The following is a 19,419-nucleotide window of genomic DNA, read 5'->3' on the forward strand; positions in this document are numbered from 1 at the left end:
TAGCCGCCAGATCCTACGGGCAGCGCCGGGGGATGGGAACGCGCCCATCGATAGTGATAGGGATGATAGCTCAGGTGCGCCCAGGGGCAGACGTGTCGCCTGCGCCCTCTGGCCGCAGCAGCACATCCTTGAGCTGTGAAGCGCTCTGGGCCCAGGTAAGCCAGGGCAGTCCGTCCGAGCGCGGATGGGTGTCCTCGGCGTGCAGCGCCAGCCACTCATCAACCGCCGCCGCGATGGGAGCATCGCCGACGCCCCCGAAGTAATGCGCATGGGGACCGGCCACCTCCCTGAATACGGGAATATCGCGCGCAATGATCGGCAGCCCCCGCTGCGCGGCTTCGATCAGCGGAAGCCCGAAGCCCTCACCTTCGGAGGCGGCCATCAGGCAGCTTGATTTGGCGTACACCACGTCCAAGAACTCGTCACTGGCGTTCTCCAGCCAGAACAGCTGCTGTCCGCGCCGCGGGTGCTCTGCCAGCTTCTTGCAGACCGTATCCACCAGCCAGCCCTTGCGGCCGATGATGACCAGGTTGACGTCATGCCCCTTGGCCCAGAGCGCATCGAAAGCGGCCAGGACCGCCTCATGACCCTTTCGGGGCTCGATGGTACCCACCATCAGGAAGCTGGGGGCGGCGGCAAGGCGTGTGAGAATGTGTCCAGCCTCATCCGGCAGTCCCTTGGAGGGAATGCTCCCGTCCAGATCCGCGCCCAAATGGAACCACTCGATCAGCGCGTGGCTCTGAACCTCGCTCTCCTGCATCCAAGCGCGAACGTCGTCCGCCACAGCCTGCGAAATGCAGATCAATTGGTCGGCGCACGCCAGGATTTCACGCAGCCAAGCCTCATGATGCTGGCCGCCGCCACCCGGCCACCACTGGGGGTGCCTCACTGGCAGAATGTCATAGACAACGAAGGAGACCTTGACGCCGTTGCGACGGAGATGGGCGAACCATTCACTGCCGGCCTTCACGCCTGAACCGACCAGGTCCAACCCCAGGAAAACGTCTCCCGCGTGGCAGATCGCGGGCACATCGGCCTGCGACTCAATGCCCAGCAAGGTGGCCGCATAGCGGTTGGCGCAGACGTAGAGACCCGTATTCCGGTCAAGCCGCACCAGCTGCAGTCGGTAGCCTGCCACCGGTGAGCGTCCCCACTCGGCCAGCACGGCGCGAGTGACGCGCTGAATGCCTGTGCGCAGATCCTTCTCTGCAAGCTCGGTAACGTCCACCAACAACTGGAGATCATCCGCGCAACTGCGGTCCAGCCCGTCGGCCGCTGCCAGTTTTTCGCCTACGCTCGAGCCCTGCATCGATCCCAGTCGAGCGACCGCGCGCTCCATCGCATGCGTCGGCGAAATGCGCTCAAGGCCGAGAGCGGCGACGTGCTCGCAGGCGTCAAGGAAGCGCTCGGCAACCTGCCCCCACGAGAAGGCCTTGGCTCGTTCAAGCGAGTAACGCCGCAGACGCTCGGTCTCTTCGGGACTATTGAGGAAATGTGCCATGCGTTCGCTGATCGAGGCCACATCCTGCGGATCGAACAACGCTGTCTTGTCCGTTGCGATCTCGCGGATGCTCGATGCGTCCGATGCTACCACTGGTGCCCCACAGGCCATCGCCTCCAGTACCGGCAAGCCGAAGCCTTCGTGCCAGGAGGAGAAGACGAACAGGCTGCACTCGTTGTACAGGGCGATCAGCTGCTGATCTGTGATGTAGTCGGTGAAAACCAGTTCTTGCTCGCCCAAGCTGGCTTCGGCAGCCAGGCGCTTCAGCTCGGCAACCTGCGGGCCGGGCATATGCCCGGCGAACACCAACTGATGGGTGGCGCGCGTGAGTGCGTCGAGGCCGGCATAGGCCTGGACAAGGCGATCGAGATTCTTGCGACGGTCCGCGCCACCGGTGTACAGCACAATACCCTTGTTCAGTCCGAACGCCGCGCGGATGGAGGCGCGCTGCGGGTCAGAGGGCGCCAGCTTTTGGAAAGCACCATCGCAGGCCGCAGAAATGTTGAAGATCCGCTCCTCGGGGAAACCCGCCACCTCGTGGGCTTCCGCTGCGGAGGTCTCGGAGATTGCGACCAGCGCGTCTGCGCGGCTCAGATGCTCAAGCTTCCCATAATAGAAGTCGCGATACCGGGTATTACCCTCCAGGTACACGTTCGCATTCATCAGCGGGATCATGTCGTACAGCGTCACGATCGTCGGCACCCGGCAATGCTGGTTGACGCTTCCCACCGCATTGTCGGCGAAGCCTTCGAACAGGCTGGAAAGGTGCACTATGTCGGGGCGCAGTGTAGCGATGGCCGCCTCGCGGATGATTTCCGCACGCTGGCGTCGTGCTTCGTTGCCGGGCTCACGTTGGAAGACGGGAAGCGGCACGTGGAAGACGTGGATGTTGGCCCTCGTCACGACACCTTCGAAAGCGCGCCGGATCTGGTCGATGCTTTCAGGGAATGCGCCGTTCAACAGAAGGTGCAGATCGTGACCTCGACGGTTCCGCGCAACTGCCAGGGCGAGCGACAACGAGTATCGCCCGATGCCCCGGCGCCGGCTTTCGCCCTGAACACCCTGTAGATCCAGAAGGATTCGCATTAACGATGCTCCTTGGAAGAACCGGCTGCAATACCTCGGTAGAACCCACGCGCCCTGATAGACAAGCGGTCGAGGCCCTGACTCTCATTCAGCCCGGCAAAGTCGGCAACACCGCCAACAATGCCTTCATGCTCCTTGCTCGCCGGAACTTCGGCAATGATCTGATTATTGACCGCCACAGAGACCAGCTTGGCATGCAGTGGCGGCACCATTCGTGTGACCGCGCTGAGCTGATGTGCCAGATCCGGATGGCGCTTAATGCGGCGCATCACGGCAAGCAGGACGCGACGCAACACCGCAATGGGCTGCTGCAGCAACTGCCGGAAACCACGAAGCGGCCGAGTCAGCCGCCAGGAACGGCTTTGTCGAACCCGCTCCAGCAACGACTCCAGCTCATTGGCGCGCCCCTGCCAATGATGCAGGGCGCCCAGCACGGAGGCGTTGTCCCCATGGAACCTGCGCGTCTCGGCCTCCTGCACTGCGAGCTGTGCTTTTAGACCTTCCACCATACGCTGCAACGCAGCGACGCTGGCAAGATCGTGTTCACGCGCCTCCGCAAGCAAGGAACCCCGGTGCGCATCCTCGCGTGAGCGATCCAGCTCCTGCCGCGACTGGTCCAGATCCTGCCGCGACTGGTCCAGATCCTGGCGCGACTGATCCAGCGCCTGGCGGGCAAGCCTACCCTCATGCTGCTCAGCAGCGAGCGTGCCTTCCAAGCTCAGCATTCCACGCTCAACGGCGACCAACGCGGCGATGTAACCGGTAACTTCGGTCGATTCGCCGGGCCAGCTATTGATCCGCGCAGCGAGTTCCTTGAACGTCCACGCACCCTGAGGCAGCGATAGTGCGTGCGCGAACGCGGCCTGATAGCGCATCGGCAGCATGCATACATCCAGCAGCCCGCGACGTACCGGTAGCACTGGTCCCACGTGGCCCATGAAGATTTCCCGCACCGTGATCAGCAGCGACAGCAGCAGGTCGTGTGGCCAGACGCAGTCCGCGCGCTCCGGTGAAATGGCGCCAAAGTCGATGAGGTGCGCCTGAGAATCCACGTCGACCAGCAGGTTCCAACAGCGCACGTCGTTATGGAAGAGATTCTGCTCTTCCAGTACCACCAACTGGCGGATCAGCCCATCCACCACGCGCTCTGGTGCGTAGGGAACATGCTCCTTCATCATCTCCAGGAGAATACGACCCGGTGTCACTTCCCGCACGATCCAGCAGTTCTCACAATCCATCAACGCCTCCAGCAGCGCGGGCGCTTCCATCGCCGGCGGTGCGTTCGCTAGGAAGCCAGCTTCGTTCTGGTACTCATCGCGATTGAAGTCACGCCTGGTCGAATTCGCGAGCGAGTACTGTTTTAGCATCACATCCTTGCTGAAGAAGTAGCGTCGCGATTTCCGGTGGCTGCTCATATCCATGGGGTGCGACTGGAAGCGCCAGGAATCGAAGGCACGGAAGTCGTTACCGACGAACCAGTATTTTTCACTGGCAAAGTAGAGTGGACGCTCGACGCCGGAAAGGTGGGTAGGCTGCCACGACATGACACGCAGAAACGCATACGGGCTCAGCAGTTCAGCCGGGTGCTCGGGCTGCGAGGGTCCCCAGTACAACGGCTCCTCGCGCACGGCGACTTCGTAGATACCACAATCGATCTTGCTGGCGATGTTGGAGATGATTGCCACGACAGCCGACAACCCATGCTGATGCACCAGATGATGGAAGACGCTTAGGCCCAGGACCAGGTCGTAGACACCGTCATTGAGCGTTTCAATGATGTCTTCAATACGGCCACATTCGAACGTGACCCGGGTCAGCCCGGCCTCGACCGCCAGTGCCTGGCAGACGAACACGTTTCGATCGAGAAAATCCACACCGCGGACGGAATGCCCGGCTGCTGCGAGATTCAAGGAGAAGAAGCCCTGGGCGCAGCCAAGGTCCAGCACCCGCAGCGGGCGGCCCAACGCCTTCTGCAGGCGCTGGGCGGTGGCAAGGATCAGCTCAAGGCGGTCCTCACAGCCACGCGAGCTGCCCTCCGACAGCTCCGGGTGACCAAAGATGGGCTGGTACTTTTCAGGCAACGCAGCTACCAGCAATTCGATAGAGCCTGCAGCGCTGGGGTTGACGTCTGTCATATACGAATTTCCAATTCTCGGTAGCACGAACGATGCAACATTTCTTCAGGCAGCCCGCACGCTGAATTCGGCGTGCAGATCCACGATGCCCCAGAACTGCATCGGGCGACTCACATCCAGGAGGATGGAGTCATAACGACGATCCAGCGGCGTCAGCTCGGAGAGCGGATCACCGCTGGAGATACCAAGCGACACCATGTAGTGACCTTCGTTTACGTTCATCGGCAACTGGAACGCGCAGACAAGCACGTCACCCGCTTTAGCAGAGATCACCTTCGCGCCACTGCTGGCCAGGAAAGAGTTGGTGCCGTAGAGGAACAACCCTTCCAGGGTCTTGATGAGGATGCCCGGCACCGCGCTCTCGACGTCCTGGTCAAACACGACCTTCATCATGAATTCCGTGCGGGCACCGCTGTCTAGGCGTGCAGGATGCTCTTCGCCGCAGCTGACAACGGCGTAGTCGATGATGCGCGCGCCGCCCTGCCCCCATCGATGCTCTCCCTTGTTATAGCCGCGTCGCGTATGGAAGAGATCCTCGATACCTGCCCCCATCGAATTCGGGGGGGAGGCGGGATCGTCCGGCTCCGCGACCACCGCATTGCCCGTCTTGCGGCCAAACAGTTCATCAAGATAGAGATTTGAAATCTCGCGTGACGGTCCGTCCGCGTGAACGCCCCCGTCCTTGATGAAGATCACCCGGTCGCAGTGTTTGACGATGTCGCCCACGGAGTGACTGACTAGGATCAGCGTGGTCCCCTGCTCCTTGAACTCCTGAACGCGTTTGAAGCACTTGGCCTGGAAGTAGGCGTCGCCCACTGAAAGCGCCTCGTCGACGATGAGGATATCCGGGCGGAATGCGGTAGCGACCGCGAAGGCCACGCGGACCTGCATGCCGCTGGAGTAGGTGCGCACGGGCTCATCGAAGTATTCACCGACTTCCGCGAAGGCTTCGATGGAGGGCATCACCCCTTCGATCTGCTGCTGCGTGTAGCCCATCAGCCCCGCAGAATGGAAGCAGTTCTGGCGCCCGGTCAGGTCGGGGTTGAACCCCATGCCCAGCTCGAGGATAGCCGCAATGCGTCCTCCCCGGGAAATGCGGCCTTCGGTGGGCTGGGTCGTACCGGTGATCAACTTCAGCAACGTGCTCTTCCCTGCACCGTTGCGGCCCACCACGCCCACGGCTTCACCAGCCCCAATGGTCAGGGTCACGTTGCGCACGATCCAGTGTTCTTCCTTGGGGCGAACGGGCAGGCCGAACCAACTGGCCGCACGCAGCCATTCGCTTCCCCAATGGCGGTAGGCCTTGCCTACGCCTTCGAGCGTGAGCTGACCACTCATAGCGCGTCCACCATTTCAGGACTGGCCTTGCGGAACACGATCAACGAGGCAATCAGCAGCACCAGCGTGGCAACGGCCATCGGCAACAGATCCGCCCAGACCGGCGGCTGGTTGTAGAGAAGTACCTGCTGGTAGCTGGTCACCAGCGGGTAGAGCGGATTGAGCTTGAATGCTTCCCGCGCTGCCTCCGGCAGGATGCTCACGTTGTAGACGATCGGGGTCAGCCAGAACAGCGCCTGCAGCACCACGGGCACGACCTGGCTGATGTCGCGCATGAAGACATTGAACACCCCCAGCAGCAGGCCGATCGACATCGCGAACCCGAGCGTGAGCAGCATCAGCGCCGGCAGCCACAGCACCTGCCCTTCGGGGAAGTGCCCCATCACGGCGAACACGGCGAAGATCGCCACAAGCAGCAGCAGGTTGTTGACCAGCATGGTTCCCGCCGCGATGAAGGGCAGGCAGATCCGCGGGAACGCCATCTTCTTCATGAGATTGCCGTTGTCCACGAACAGGTTCACGCACTTGGACACCGTTTCGGAGAACATGCTCCAGCACAGCGTGCCCGCCATCAGGTAAAGCGCGTATCCGTACTTGTTTTCGACCCCGGGCATCTTCGCGGAGAGCACTTCCGACAGGATGGTGGCGAAAATAAGTACCTGCATCAGCGGATGAATGATCATCCAAAGTGCGCCGAGTTTGCTTCGAATGAAACGCATCCTCAGATCATTCCTGATCGAGGAGAGGATGAAGTAGCGATAGGCCCACAGGGACCGCAGCATGTCAATCACGGAGTGTTCCGTCCTCGTGTTCTTTCAGGAGATCGCGCGTGTGGTCCCGCGCAGCTTCGATTTCTTTTATTCGGGCGACGATGCGACGGGCAGCGCTGGTGCCGGACAACGTGATTTCCACCTTCTTCCGGGCGCGCTGCCCCAGTTCCCGGGCGAAGACGGGATCATCCGCCAGTCGGCGCATCCAGCCCGCCGCCTGTTCAATGTCGGCATCAGCCCAGCGCTGCCCCTCTCCCCCCGGATACTGGCCCGCGCCCACTGGCACCAAGGTGTAGTCGACTAATGCCGCACAATCGTGGTCCATGAACTCCATGTTGCCCGACCAGGCCGTGGCGATGACCGGCTTGCCAATTGCCATGCTCTCGGCCATGCCCATGCCGAACCCTTCGGCCCGATGCAGGGATACATAGACGTCGCAACAGCGGTGCAACGCATTCAGGTGCTCGCGCGCAATCACTTCGTCGCGAATGAGAATCCGGTCATCTCCCTGCCCCAACTGCAAGAGGTGCTGTAGCAGGTGCGGGAAGCGATAACCATTGCTGCTTTTGACCAACAGGCGCACGTTACTGCGCTCCGGTGGGAAAGCCTGCCGGAACGCGCGCAGCGCCGCTTCCGGATTCTTGCGCGCCATCAACGAACTGAAGTCGAACGACACCAGGAACACGAATGCGTCGTCGGGAAGCCCGAAGTCCGCTCGCTGCAGGCCGCTAGCGTGCAGCTCACCCAAGGGCATGGGCACGTGCAGAACCGGATTGGGGCTGACCCGGCGGACTGCCCGTTCCACGAAAGTGGTGGCGACCAGCACTTCGTCCACCAGGGCCAGCGCGGGCAGCCAGCGTTCGGGAACGTTCTCCAGCTCCCAGAACCAGCAGGCAATCAAGTACCGCCCTTGCCGCCGGGCTTCGCCGATGCTGTCCAGCGCCTGCGCCAGATAGTCCGGATTGACGAAAATGATGCTCACCGCATTCGGCGCAGCGGAGTTGAGCCAGGCATCGAAGGTGTGATCGTCGCGGGTATGTGGCAGGCCCAAGTCCACATCCACCAGGGCCACCGGTACTCCGTCGCGAATGAGCGCCCGCGCATAGCTCCGCGCCGCCTCCGCCAGCCCAAACTGCCCGTGGATGTATCCGATGATATTGACGCCGGAGCACGCCGACGACGGCGCAGTCGATGAGGTAAGCCGCGCATCCGTGTTCGGCGGCACGACATCCCACGCCGGCGTGCGCGGGAAGCGCGTCTTCGCCTGCAGCCGCCTCGTGAGCAGTCGGAGCCCGCGCTCACGTACCACACCCGGCAGCGCGCGATACGCTCCGCGCAGCCATGACTGCCCGCGCAGCCACGCCATGAGGCGTACCCGAGCATTCGGTTGAGGGGGGCCAGGCGGTGTCATGGCAGTTCGCGGGGCGCTCAGCCCAGCGCCCGCTCCAGATCCACCTGCAGATCCCCCAGATCCTCAACGCCCACGCTCAGCCTTACCAGTGCATCACTGATGCCCAGCTGCTCGCGGCGTGCCACCGGGATCGACGCATGGGTCATCACCGCCGGGTGGTTCACCAGGCTTTCCACCCCGCCCAGCGACTCGGCCAGGGTGAACAGTTCGGTCTTCTCGCAGAAGCGCTTGGCCGCCTCGAAGCCGCCCTTCAGCACGATCGAGACGATGCCGCCGTAGCCGGCCATCTGCTTGCCCGCCAGCTCATGCTGCGGGTGCGAGGCCAGGCCCGGGTAGATCACCTTCTCCACCGCCGGGTGCTTTTCAAGCCACTGTGCGAGCGCCATCGCGTTGGCGCAGTGCGCCTTCATGCGCAGCGGCAGGGTCTTCAGACCGCGCAGGGCCAGGAAGCTGTCGAACGGGCCCTGCACGCCACCGATGGAGTTCTGCAGGAAGGCCATCTGCTCGGCCAGTTCGGCGTTGTCGCCGACCACGACCATGCCACCGACCATGTCCGAATGGCCGTTGAGGTACTTGGTGGCCGAATGCAGCACCAGGTCCGCCCCCAGCTCCAGCGGACGCTGCAGCATCGGCGAGGCGAAGGTGTTGTCGACCACTACGATCAGGCCATGGCGCTTGGCGATGGCGGCGACCGCGGCGATGTCCACGATCTTCAGCATCGGATTGGTCGGGGTCTCGATCCAGACCATCTTGGTCTTCGGCGTGATCGCCGCTTCGAAGGCGGCCAGATCGGTCAGGTCGACGAAGCTGAAGTCCAGCGCAGCGGTGCGGCGACGCACGCGCTCGAACAGGCGGAAGCTGCCGCCATAGATGTCGTCCATCGCCACCACGTGGCTGCCGGCATCCAGCAGCTCGATCACGGTGGAGCTGGCGGCCATGCCCGAGGCGAAGGCGAAGCCGCGGGTGCCGCCTTCCAGCGAGGCCACGCAACGCTCGTAGGCGAAGCGGGTCGGGTTGTGGGTACGCGAGTACTCGAAGCCCTGGTGCTCGCCCGGGCTGGACTGCGCATAGGTCGAGGTGGCGTAGATCGGCGGCATCACCGCGCCGGTGCTCGGGTCGGGCGACTGGCCGCCATGGATGGCCAGGGTGGCCAGCGCCAGCGCGCGGTCCGGGGAAGAAGCGTTGGACATGTCGTTTCCTGATTGGCGCCGATGACCGGCGCCGTCGAAGGAGCGGGAGTCTATCAGCGCGGCCTTAACGAGCTTTGACGCGGATAAACCGGGATTCAGCAGCGATCTGCGGCGATAAACGCCTTACTGAACGCGCCGACGCAGGTAATTCAGCAGGTCGATGCGGGTGATCAGGCCGAGGAAGGTGTCACCATCCATCACGATGGCCACCTGGCCGCGGTCGAACACCGGCAGCAGCGCCTCGATCGGCGATTTCACATCCAGGCGATCCAGCTTGCTGACCATCGCGGTGGCCACCGGGTCACGGAAGCGTGCTTCGTCGCCGTAGACGTGCAGCAGCACGTCGCTTTCGTCGACGATGCCGACCAGCTGGTCACCGTCCAGCACCGGCAGCTGCGACACGTCATACAGCTTCATGCGCTGATAGGCGGTGGTCAGCAGGTCGTTCGGGCCGATCACGACGGTGTCGCGCTGGCCGTACGGGCGCAGGATCAGGTCGCGCAGGTCACCGTGCTGCGGGCGCTCAAGGAAGCCGTTGTCCAGCATCCAGTAGTCGTTGTACATCTTCGACAGGTACTTGTTGCCGGTGTCGCAGACCAGCACCAGCACCTTCTTCGGCGTGGTCTGCTCCTTGCAGTACTTCAGCGCCGCCGCCAGCAGGGTGCCGGTCGAGGAGCCACCGAGGATGCCCTCCTTGCCCAGCAGCTCACGCGCGGTATGGAAGCTCTCCGCATCGGTGATGGCGTAGGCCTTCTTCACACGGCTGAAATCGGAGATCGAGGGCAGGAAATCCTCGCCGATGCCTTCCACCAGCCAGCTGCCCGACTTGTCGTTGAGCACGCCGTCGTTGATGTACTCGGCCAGGATGGAGCCGACCGGGTCGGCCAGCACCAGCTCGGTCTTCGGCGACAGCGTGGCGAAGGCGCGCGAGAGGCCGGTCATGGTGCCGGAGCTGCCGCAGCCGAACACGATGGCATCCAGATCGCCATCCATCTGCTCGAGGATCTCCGGGCCGGTGCCGAATTCATGCGCGGCCGGGTTGTCCGGGTTGCCGAACTGGTTGACGAAGTAGGCGCCTGGGGTCTGCTCGGCGATGGTCTTGGCCAGGTCTTGGTAGTACTCCGGGTGGCCCTTGGCCACGTCCGAGCGGGTCAGGCGCACTTCGGCACCCATCGCCTTCAGGTTGAAGATCTTTTCCCGGCTCATCTTGTCCGGGACCACCAGGATCAGCTTGTAGCCCTTCTGCTGGGCCACCAGCGCCAGGCCCAGGCCGGTATTGCCGGCGGTGCCTTCCACCAGGGTGGCGCCGGGCTTCAGGTCGCCGCGCTTCTCTGCCGCTTCGATCATCGACAGGCCGATGCGATCCTTGATCGATCCGCCCGGGTTGGCGCTTTCGAGCTTCAGGTAGAGCTCGCAGACGCCAGCATCCAGGCGCTGGGCCTTGACGATAGGGGTCTGGCCGATGAGTTCGAGGACGGAAGAATGGATGGGCATTCGGGGGACTTCGGTTCGCGCCACACAGGGCCGGACCGATGATTATCCGATGGATGGCGACGAAAGTCAGGAGCCGTTTCTATAGCGCCGGGCCATGCCCGGCGGGAGGCGTGCTGACCCACGGTCGGCACCCACCAGCTCGGCTGGCAGCCCAAGGGGATGCGGACGGCCCCGGATCGACGAGGAGACCGGTACCGCCCGCATCGGGGGACGTGCCTGCGGGCCAAGGCACCACCGCGTGTGGTGCCTTGGCGCGACGCCTGCGTTCAGCGGCGCCGCGTTGCCAGGTCAGGAGAGCCTGGCAGGGCCATCGATGGCCAGGTCATGCCATTCCGGGCACGACAGGGGTGCGTCAATGCGTGGGGGACGAGGTTGCGAGCGGTGTTTCGTACATTCGCAGAAGGCGTTGCTTGGCCAGCAGCTTCTCGCGCTTCATTCGACCCAGGGTGACATCATCGATCGGGAGTACACCCAACTCCGCATCCATGCACTTCTTGTTCAACTTGCGGTGCTGGTCATGGAGTGCCCGGAACTCCGGATCGCGCGCGCGACGGGCGTCGATCTCGCTCTGGGGCTGATCTTCAAACATGATGGACCTCCTTCGACAGATACACGAACGCCCCGGCCGCAAGGCACGGGGCGTTGTTCATGGAGGAGTGCCGGTCGATGCCCACATGGGTGCCCACAACGACGTGCGGCACTGGCCTGCGCACTTCGATCTGCTGCGGTTCGCGCCCTGCTTGCATCGGCCCGGCCCTCCCATCGTCCGGTCCGCGTTATTGCGTCCCGGACAATTGACCCTACGCTTGCTCTGGACGGGGTTCAAGCCCCTGCGGCAAAAAGACCGAACCCCGCCGAGGCGGGGTTCAGGCTGAATACTCAACACAACGAAAAACAAACAATATCAATCAATTACGGCGCGATGACGACCTCGGCCGAGCGGGCCCGGGTGGAGGCGGCCTTCTTCCCAGCAACCTGGATACGGCTGCTGGCGACACCGGCCGACACCAGCGCGTCGCGCAGTGCCTCGGCGCGCTTCTGGCCGACGCCATTGGCGCTGTCATAGGCTTCGATGCGGATCCTGCCCTTCTTGCCGATGTTCACGTACTCGGCCAGGGCCTTGGCCTGGTTGCGGGCGCCACCGGACAGGCTCGAGGCCCCGGCCGCAAACGCGTCACCGGCAAAGGTGAAGACCTCGCCGCGGCCATCGAACTTCGAGCCCGGCAGTTTCTGCCCGGACACCAGCTCGGCTTCCTCACGGGCCAGCTTGGCCGCGTTCTGCTGGGCCGAGCTGAGGCGCTGCTGCTGCTTGCCGGCCACGCTGGTCAGGGCGTTCTCGGCATCCTGGCGGGCCAGGGTCTCGGCCTCGGCCGCCTGGCGCAGGCGTTCGGCCTCTTCTGCCTGCATCTGCGCCTGCATGCGCAGCTGTTCGGCCTCCTGGCGGGCGCGGGCGGCATCGCGGCGGCTGGCCTCGATCAGCAGGTCGCCGCGGGTGCGCTCCAGGCGGTCGACCTCGCGCGCGGCCAGCGCAGCCCGCACGGCGGTCTCGGCGATCTCGACCCGGCGCTCGGCCAGGTAGGTGGTCAGCTCCTGGTCACGGCGCTTGGCCTTTTCCAGGGTGGCGATGGCCTGCTGCGCCTGCATGCGCTCGAAGGCGCCCAGTTCGGCGGTGTCCGGATTGGCCTGGATCGCCATCAGGCGCTGGCTCAGCTGGCCCACCATCGGGTTGTCAGCGGCCAGTGCCAGCGTCGGCAGGGCCAGCAGCGTAGCCAGGGTCAGCGCGGAAATCGTCTTCATCGGCGGTCCTCCCCGGTCGACAACTGGCGCTGCAGCTGGTTGACCTCGTTGCGGCGCAGCTGCAGCTGTGCGGTCGCCGTGGCTTCCTCGCTGCGGGCACGGGCCAGATCGGCGTCAACGGTGGCACGCAGGGCCAGCGCCGGTGCGTTCTTGCGCTCGCGGCGGTCGCCGGCGGCACGCTGGGCCTGCTCCAGCCCCTGGCGGGCCAACCCGATCAGGTCCGGGGCGTACTGGTCGGCGTCGGCCTGGGTGGCCTTGTCCACCGCCTGCCGGGCCTGGGCCAGTTCCAACGCGCCATCCTGCGCCCAGGCGGGAGCAGAGAGTGCGAATGCAAACGCCATCACATACAGGCTGTGGCGCATTCGTGCGAAGCTAAGTCGTTTCATTGGGGAGGCCGTACCGGTTGTCGGTTCGCGGCCATTGTCGTCAAGCCGGTACCGTGCTTGCAACGGGCACCGGCAGTTTCGTTGGGGAAAATTCGCAATGGATATCGGCTACTTCCTGAAGCTGATGACCGAAAAGAACGCTTCGGACATGTTCTTGACCACCGGCGCGCCGGTGTACATCAAGATCGAGGGCAAGCTGTATCCGCTCGGCAATACCGGCCTGCCGCCGGGAATGGTGAAGAAGATCGCCTACTCGCTGATGGACGAGGGCCAGGTGCCGCAGTTCGAGCGCGAGCTGGAACTCAACATGGCCATCGCCCTGGCCGATGCCGGGCGTTTCCGCGTCAACGTGTTCAAGCAGCGCGGTGAAGTGGGCATGGTCATCCGCGCCATCCGCAGCCGGATTCCGAGCATCGAAGAGCTCAACCTGCCGCAGGTGCTGAAAGACGTCATCATGACCCCGCGTGGGCTGGTGCTGGTGGTGGGGTCCACCGGCTCGGGCAAGTCCACCTCGCTGGCGTCGATGATCGACCATCGCAACAGCACCACCACCGGTCACATCCTCACCATCGAGGACCCGATCGAGTACCTGCACAAGCACAAGATGTCCATCGTCAACCAGCGCGAGGTCGGGCTCGATACCCATGCCTTCCACAATGCGCTGAAGAACGCGATGCGTGAAGCGCCGGACGTGATCCTGATCGGCGAGATCCTGGATGCCGAAACGATGGAGGCGGCGATCGCCTTCGCCGAAACCGGGCACCTGTGCCTGGCCACCCTGCACTCCAACAACGCCGACCAGACCATCGAGCGCATCCTCAACTTCTTCCCAGAAAGCGCGCACAAGAACGTGCTGATGAACCTGGCGCTGAACCTGCGTGCGGTGATCAGCCAGCGCCTGGTGAAGAACAAGGAGGGGCGCCGCCTGCCGGCCACCGAAGTACTGATCAACACGCCGATGATCCGCGACCTGCTGCGTCGCGGCCAGGTACACGAGATCAAGGCGGCGATGGAGGCTTCGCTGGAAGAAGGCATGGAGAGCTTCGACCAGTGCCTGTTCCGGTTGGCCAAGAACGGCACCATCGATCAGGAAGAAGCCCTGCGCGCGGCCGACTCGCGCGATGGCCTGGCGCTGAAGTTCCGCCTGTCCGAAGGAGGCAGCGGCGAGCATGATCCGTATGCGGACTTCTCGGCCGGCGCGCCGAGCATTACCCACGGGTTCTGACGGCGCGCCCGCCGGGCATGGCCCGGCGCTACCGGACGCGTGGTGGTAGAGCCGGTCCATGCCCGGCGGAATCCTGAAGGGTTAAGGGGCGGTCTCATCCAATGAGACCCCTCGTGCGTAGGTTTCTTCAATGGAAACCATACGCAAGCTGGCCATCCTTGCAGATGCCGCCAAGTACGATGCCTCCTGCGCCTCCAGTGGTGCGGGCAAGCGCGATTCGCGCGCCTCCGGCGGCATCGGCAGTACCGAGGGCATGGGCATCTGCCACAGCTACACGCCCGATGGCCGCTGCGTGTCGCTGCTGAAGATCCTGCTGACCAACTTCTGCGTGTACGACTGCGCCTATTGCGTGAACCGGGTGTCCAGCAACGTGCCGCGCGCGCGTTTCAGCGTGGACGAGGTGGTCACGCTCACCCTGGACTTCTACAAGCGCAATTACATCGAAGGGCTGTTTCTTTCCAGCGGCATCATCCGCAACGCGGACTACACGATGGAGCGCATGGTGGAGGTGGCACGCCGGCTGCGCGAGGAGCACCGATACGCCGGCTACATCCACCTGAAGACGATCCCCGAGGCATCGCCAGAACTTCTGGCCGCTGCGGGTCGTTACGCCGATCGCCTGTCGATCAATGTCGAACTGCCCACCGAGGCGGGCCTGGCCACCCTCGCCCCGGAAAAGACCAGCACATCGATCCGCGGCGCGATGGGTGAACTGCGCTGGCGCATCGAAGAAGCCAAGGAGGCCCGCAAGGCGCCGGCAGTGATCGCACCGGTTTCCAGCCGCGGCGCGCGTCCTCGCCCTCCCCGCTTTGCACCCGCCGGGCAGAGCACGCAGATGATCGTCGGCGCCGACGGTGCCAGCGACCAGCAGATCCTGACCAGTGCCGACAGCCTCTACGGCAACTACCGCATGCGCCGGGTGTACTACTCCGCCTTCAGCCCGATTCCCGATGCGAGCCGCCAGCTGCCGCTGCAGCCACCTCCGCTGCAGCGCGAGCACCGTCTGTACCAGGCCGACTGGCTGCTGCGTTTCTACGGCTACGGCGTGGAGGAGATCACCGACACCACCCAGGGCGGCATGCTGGATCTGGACATCGATCCGAAGATGGCCTGGGCGATCCGCCATCCCGAACGCTTCCCGGTGGACCTGAACCTTGCGCCGAAGGAGCTGCTGCTGCGGGTGCCAGGCCTGGGAGTGCGCAACGTCAAGCGCGTATTGATGGCACGCCGCCACGGTCGCCTGCGGGTGGCCGACGTTGCACGACTGAAGGCGCCGATGGGCAAACTGCTGCCGTTCGTGCAGCTGGCCGACCACCATCCGCGCAGTGCGCTGGATGATCCGGCGGCGCTGCGCGCGAAGCTGGCGCCACCACCCCGCCAGGGCTCGCTGTTCGATGCCACGCCCGCTGCCTGAGCTGCAGCGCTGGTCGCTGCGCGTAGACCCGCCGTGGTCGCTGGATGCCTGGCGCGGTGCGGCGCGTGAGGCCTTGCTGCGCCGCGTGCTGCCGGAACAGCTGGACTGGATCACGGGTACCGAAGCGTCGCTGCTGGACGCGCCGGCGGTGCAGCAGGCGCCACTGCCCGACGGCGCCACCGTCCCGAACGTGCCGCGCGACTTCGTCGAACTGGCCGCTACCTGCCTGTGCCATCGCGATCCGCAGCGCCTGCCGCTGCTGTACCGCCTGCTGTGGCGCATCGCGCATGGCGAACGCACGGTGCTGTCCAATCCGGCCGACGCCGATGTGCTGCGGTTGATGGCGCTGGCGCAGGCGGTGCGCCGCGACACGCACAAGATGAAGGCTTTCGTGCGCTTCCGGGAGGTGCCCGGCGAGACCGACGCGTTCATCGCCTGGTTCGAGCCCGATCACAACATCGTCGACCGGGTCGCGCCGTTTTTCGCCCGCCGTTTTGCCTGCATGCGCTGGGCGATCCTGACACCCGCGCGCAGTGTCCGCTGGGATGGCAGCGCGCTCTCGTTCGGTGATGGCGGCAGCCGTCGCGATGCACCCGCCGAAGACGCCCGTGAGACGCTGTGGCAGACCTATTACGCCAGCATCTTCAATCCGGCCCGGCTCAACACGCGGATGATGCAGCAGGAAATGCCCGCCCGTTACTGGAAGCATCTTCCCGAAGCGCACCTGTTGCCGGGTCTTGTGCGCGACGCAGCCGGCCGCGTGCAGGAGATGCATGATCGACCGGCACAGGCACCGCAGCGACGTATTCCCGCACGGCCGAATGATGCAACCGATGCCGCTGCGGACAATGGCAGCCTGCAGGCGCTGCACCAGCAGGCCGCCGTCTGCCGGCAGTGCCCGCTGTGGGAAGCGTCGACCCAGACCGTGTTCGGCGACGGTCGTGCCGATGCACGCATCATGCTGGTGGGCGAACAGCCCGGTGATGTCGAGGACCTGAGTGGTCGCCCCTTCGCCGGGCCGGCGGGCAAGCTGCTGGACCGTGCGCTGCAGGAGCTGGGCATCGAACGCAGCGCCCTGTACCTGACCAACGCGGTGAAGCACTTCCATCACGAGCGCCGAGGCAAGGTGCGCCTGCATAAGCGCCCTGAGAGCCGCCATGTGCATGCCTGCCGGCCGTGGCTGCAGGGCGAGATCGCACGGGTGAAGCCGCAGGTGATCGTCTGTCTCGGCGCCACGGCGGCCTCGTCCGTATTCGGTCGCGATTTCAACCTGACGCGCGACCGTGGCCGCTGGCTCACGCTTGAGGATGGCACCCGGGGATACGCCACCGTGCATCCTGCCTGGGTACTGCGGCAGAAGGATGATACGCGGCGCGAGGACGCCTACCGGCTGTTCCGCGACGACCTGCAGCAACTGCTGGCGGCCAACTCCGCGCCCACCGGGCATGGCCCGGCGCTACCGCGCGCCGGAGACCGGTAGCGCCAGGCCATGCCCGGCGAGCACAGCGGGACGTCAGGCGGCGTCGACCTGGTTTTCGGGGCGTGCAGCGATGAAGGCATCCAGCTGCTGGCAGGCCGCTTCAATGCGGCGCAGTGTGGGGTATGCCGCCAGGTCCAGGCCGAAGCGATGGGCGTTGTACAGCTGCGGCAACAGGCAGATGTCGGCCAGACCCGGACGGTCACCGTGGCAGAACGTACCGGTGTCAGCACTGTCGGCCAGCATCGTTTCCATCGCGGCGAAGCCCTCGGCCATCCAGTGCAGGGTCCACTGCGTGCGTGCATCGGCGGGCAGCTGCAGATCGCGCTCGAGGTACTGCATCACCCGCAGGTTGTTGATCGGGTGGATGTCGCAGGCTACCAGCTGCGCCGCTGCCCGCACCCGTGCGCGGCCAGCGGCGTCGGCCGGCAGCAGCGGCACCTGCGGGAACCGCTCTTCCAGATACTCCAGGATCGCCAGCGACTGGGTCAGCACGTGGCCGTCATGCAGCAGCGTGGGCACCAGCTGCTGCGGGTTGAGCCCGCGATAGGCGTCATGGTGCTGCTCGCCGCCCTCGCGCACCAGATGCACCGGTCGTGCTTCGAAGGCCAGGCCTTTCAAGGCCAGGCCGATGCGCACGCGGTAGGCGGCGCTGGATCGCCAGTAGGTGTACAGCATGATGCCGTCGTCGACCGGAATCTCCATCGCCGCCTCCATGCTCAGGGCTTGGCCGCCTGTTCGATGCGCTGCTCGATCGCACCGAAGATGCTGTTGCCGGCGGCATCGAGCATCTCGATGCGCACCACGTCGCCGAAGGACATGAACGGCGTGCTCGGCTTGCCGTCGCGCAGGGTTTCCACCACGCGCTGTTCGGCGAAGCACGAAGCCCCCTTGCTGGTGTCTTCGTTGGCGATGGTGCCCGAGCCGACGATGGTGCCGGCACTGAGCGGCCGCGTCTTCGCCGCGTGCGCGACCAGCTGGGCGAAGTTGAACTGCATGTCGACACCCGCTTCCGGCGCACCGAACCACGTCCCGTTGATGTGGGTCAGCAGCGGCAGGTGCACCTTGCTGTCCTGCCAGGCAGCGCCCAGCTCGTCGGGAGTGACGAACACCGGCGACAACGCCGAGCGCGGCTTGGACTGCAGGAAGCCGAAGCCCTTGGCCAGTTCGCCCGGGATCAGGTTGCGCAGCGAGACGTCGTTGACCAGGCCGATCAGCTGGATGTGGCCGGCGGCCTGCTCCGGCGTGGCGGCCATCGGCACGTCGTCGGTGATCACCACGATCTCCGCTTCCAGGTCGATGCCGTAGTCCTCGCTGACCACCTTGACCGCATCGCGCGGGCCATGGAAACCGGCGCTGGTGGCCTGGTACATCAGCGGATCACTGTAGAAGCTCTCCGGCACCTCGGCGCCGCGGGCGCGACGTACGCGCTCGACGTGTGGCAGGTAGGCGCTGCCATCAACGAATTCATAGGCGCGCGGCATCGGCGCAGCCAGGGCCTGCGGGTCCAAGTCGAACACGCCATCGGCGTCACCGGCATTGAGCGACTCATACAGCGCATTCAGACGCGGGGCCAGATGGCTCCAGTCCTCCAGGGCCAACTGCAGGGTGGCGGCGATGCCGGTGGCGCGCACGCCGTGGCGCAGGTCACGCGAGACGACGATGAGGGTGCCGTCGCGGCCGCCTTCCTTCAAGGAACCAAGCTTCATGGTGGGTGTCCGGAGTCGTGGGCAAACAAGTTTCAAGTGTAATCAAATAAGCAGCGTAGCCAAGCTGCAGCGCGGCATCGCCTCACCCTACCGCAGGAGGGGGGCGGCAGGGTTGCACCCTGCACGTGCAGAGGCAACGGCCAAGGCCAAGGCAGCCGCGAAAGCAACTGCAACAGCCGGCTCTGGGTTTTCTGTGGGTTGGGCGGGGCGGTATGGGGCTGCAGGACACGCCGTAAACCCATCCATGGGGGCTCGATGGCGCCATCCATGGCGCCAACGGTCCTGCAGCCCCATACCGCCCCGCCCTCGACAGTTTCCCGATGACGGTGGTAGATCCACGCCATGCGTGGATGAATTTCCAACGAAATCGAATATTTCGACAATTGAACGAAGAGCATCCACGCATGGCGTGGATCTACCGTGTCGACCAAGGTGACACCCACCAGGAGCAGGCCCTGCCATTTCGACAGATCGCGGAAAACTGTC

15 protein-coding genes are annotated in these 19,419 nt (G+C 64.6%); 3 read left to right on the forward strand and 12 right to left on the reverse strand.

Annotated elements, in window-relative coordinates; genetic code table 11:
* Positions 1 to 70: 70 nt before the first annotated feature.
* From BW38_RS10405 to BW38_RS10365, 10 genes are all read right to left on the reverse strand, one after another.
* Positions 71 to 2,587: a glycosyltransferase family 1 protein gene (locus BW38_RS10405; RefSeq protein WP_032976374.1), complete on the reverse strand. Its 2,517-nt coding sequence runs from the start codon at positions 2,585 to 2,587 to the stop codon at positions 71 to 73.
* Positions 2,587 to 4,722: a methyltransferase domain-containing protein gene (locus BW38_RS0120700; RefSeq protein WP_051585011.1), complete on the reverse strand. Its 2,136-nt coding sequence runs from the start codon at positions 4,720 to 4,722 to the stop codon at positions 2,587 to 2,589. Before BW38_RS0120700 ends, BW38_RS10405 begins: the two co-directional genes overlap by 1 nt.
* A gap of 45 nt (positions 4,723 to 4,767) precedes the next feature.
* Positions 4,768 to 6,060 carry an ABC transporter ATP-binding protein gene (locus BW38_RS10400; protein ID WP_032976375.1) on the reverse strand — a complete coding sequence of 431 codons (1,293 nt, stop codon included), beginning with the start codon at positions 6,058 to 6,060 and terminating at the stop codon, positions 4,768 to 4,770.
* Positions 6,057 to 6,851, reverse strand: a complete 795-nt coding sequence (locus tag BW38_RS10395) for an ABC transporter permease (RefSeq protein ID WP_099841855.1) — start codon at positions 6,849 to 6,851, stop codon at positions 6,057 to 6,059. The genes BW38_RS10400 and BW38_RS10395 overlap by 4 nt, the downstream gene beginning before the upstream one ends.
* A complete protein-coding gene (locus BW38_RS10390) occupies positions 6,844 to 8,196 on the reverse strand; it encodes a glycosyltransferase family 4 protein (RefSeq protein WP_223484575.1) in 1,353 nt (450 codons plus the stop codon). Before BW38_RS10390 ends, BW38_RS10395 begins: the two co-directional genes overlap by 8 nt.
* Positions 8,197 to 8,258: 62 nt before the next feature.
* The gene (locus BW38_RS10385) at positions 8,259 to 9,431 is read right to left on the reverse strand and encodes a cystathionine gamma-synthase (RefSeq protein WP_032976377.1); all 1,173 of its coding nucleotides are present in this window, start codon (positions 9,429 to 9,431) and stop codon (positions 8,259 to 8,261) included.
* Between the two features lie 123 nt (positions 9,432 to 9,554).
* A complete protein-coding gene (locus tag BW38_RS10380) occupies positions 9,555 to 10,925 on the reverse strand; it encodes a pyridoxal-phosphate dependent enzyme (protein WP_025878454.1) in 1,371 nt (456 codons plus the stop codon).
* 352 nt (positions 10,926 to 11,277) lie between these two features.
* Positions 11,278 to 11,514 (reverse strand): YdcH family protein, encoded by a 237-nt coding sequence (locus BW38_RS10375; protein WP_025878453.1) that lies wholly within the window; start codon positions 11,512 to 11,514, stop codon positions 11,278 to 11,280.
* A 323-nt stretch (positions 11,515 to 11,837) separates the two neighbouring features.
* Positions 11,838 to 12,722, reverse strand: coding sequence for an OmpA family protein (locus BW38_RS10370; protein ID WP_032976378.1), 885 nt, complete (start codon positions 12,720 to 12,722; stop codon positions 11,838 to 11,840).
* The gene (locus BW38_RS10365; protein WP_025878451.1) at positions 12,719 to 13,084 is read right to left on the reverse strand and encodes a DUF4398 domain-containing protein; all 366 of its coding nucleotides are present in this window, start codon (positions 13,082 to 13,084) and stop codon (positions 12,719 to 12,721) included. Before BW38_RS10365 ends, BW38_RS10370 begins: the two co-directional genes overlap by 4 nt.
* A gap of 121 nt (positions 13,085 to 13,205) precedes the next feature.
* Between BW38_RS10365 and BW38_RS10360 the strand changes: the two genes are divergently transcribed.
* From BW38_RS10360 to BW38_RS10350, 3 genes are all read left to right on the forward strand, one after another.
* A complete protein-coding gene (locus BW38_RS10360) occupies positions 13,206 to 14,333 on the forward strand; it encodes a PilT/PilU family type 4a pilus ATPase (RefSeq protein ID WP_025878450.1) in 1,128 nt (375 codons plus the stop codon).
* A 130-nt stretch (positions 14,334 to 14,463) separates the two neighbouring features.
* Positions 14,464 to 15,747: a putative DNA modification/repair radical SAM protein gene (locus BW38_RS10355; RefSeq protein WP_032976380.1), complete on the forward strand. Its 1,284-nt coding sequence runs from the start codon at positions 14,464 to 14,466 to the stop codon at positions 15,745 to 15,747.
* Complete coding sequence (locus tag BW38_RS10350; protein ID WP_032976381.1) at positions 15,728 to 17,227, forward strand: UdgX family uracil-DNA binding protein; 1,500 nt, start codon at positions 15,728 to 15,730, stop codon at positions 17,225 to 17,227. Before BW38_RS10355 ends, BW38_RS10350 begins: the two co-directional genes overlap by 20 nt.
* Positions 17,228 to 17,260: 33 nt before the next feature.
* On the opposite strand, the gene maiA is transcribed toward BW38_RS10350, so the two are convergent.
* The gene (maiA, locus tag BW38_RS10345) at positions 17,261 to 17,929 is read right to left on the reverse strand and encodes a maleylacetoacetate isomerase (protein ID WP_032976415.1); all 669 of its coding nucleotides are present in this window, start codon (positions 17,927 to 17,929) and stop codon (positions 17,261 to 17,263) included.
* 14 nt (positions 17,930 to 17,943) lie between these two features.
* Complete coding sequence (locus BW38_RS10340) at positions 17,944 to 18,933, reverse strand: fumarylacetoacetate hydrolase family protein (RefSeq protein WP_025878446.1); 990 nt, start codon at positions 18,931 to 18,933, stop codon at positions 17,944 to 17,946.
* Between the last annotated feature and the right edge of the window lie 486 nt (positions 18,934 to 19,419).

It is taken from the genome of Stenotrophomonas sp. RIT309 (genome assembly GCF_000632045.1).
Classification (GTDB): Bacteria; Pseudomonadota; Gammaproteobacteria; order Xanthomonadales; family Xanthomonadaceae; genus Stenotrophomonas; species Stenotrophomonas indicatrix.

Coding starts and splice junctions, on each gene's coding strand:
- BW38_RS10390 (WP_223484575.1), bottom strand. CDS start 8,196: ATGGCGTGGCTGCGCGGGCAGTCATGGCTGCGCGGAGCGTATCGCGCG.
- BW38_RS10405 (WP_032976374.1), bottom strand. CDS start 2,587: ATGCGAATCCTTCTGGATCTACAGGGTGTTCAGGGCGAAAGCCGGCGC.
- BW38_RS10360 (WP_025878450.1), top strand. CDS start 13,206: ATGGATATCGGCTACTTCCTGAAGCTGATGACCGAAAAGAACGCTTCG.
- BW38_RS10370 (WP_032976378.1), bottom strand. CDS start 12,722: ATGAAGACGATTTCCGCGCTGACCCTGGCTACGCTGCTGGCCCTGCCG.
- BW38_RS10365 (WP_025878451.1), bottom strand. CDS start 13,084: ATGCGCCACAGCCTGTATGTGATGGCGTTTGCATTCGCACTCTCTGCT.
- BW38_RS10385 (WP_032976377.1), bottom strand. CDS start 9,431: ATGTCCAACGCTTCTTCCCCGGACCGCGCGCTGGCGCTGGCCACCCTG.
- BW38_RS10380 (WP_025878454.1), bottom strand. CDS start 10,925: ATGCCCATCCATTCTTCCGTCCTCGAACTCATCGGCCAGACCCCTATC.
- BW38_RS10375 (WP_025878453.1), bottom strand. CDS start 11,514: ATGTTTGAAGATCAGCCCCAGAGCGAGATCGACGCCCGTCGCGCGCGC.
- BW38_RS10350 (WP_032976381.1), top strand. CDS start 15,728: ATGCCACGCCCGCTGCCTGAGCTGCAGCGCTGGTCGCTGCGCGTAGAC.
- BW38_RS0120700 (WP_051585011.1), bottom strand. CDS start 4,722: ATGACAGACGTCAACCCCAGCGCTGCAGGCTCTATCGAATTGCTGGTA.
- maiA (WP_032976415.1), bottom strand. CDS start 17,929: ATGGAGATTCCGGTCGACGACGGCATCATGCTGTACACCTACTGGCGA.
- BW38_RS10340 (WP_025878446.1), bottom strand. CDS start 18,933: ATGAAGCTTGGTTCCTTGAAGGAAGGCGGCCGCGACGGCACCCTCATC.
- BW38_RS10400 (WP_032976375.1), bottom strand. CDS start 6,060: ATGAGTGGTCAGCTCACGCTCGAAGGCGTAGGCAAGGCCTACCGCCAT.
- BW38_RS10355 (WP_032976380.1), top strand. CDS start 14,464: ATGGAAACCATACGCAAGCTGGCCATCCTTGCAGATGCCGCCAAGTAC.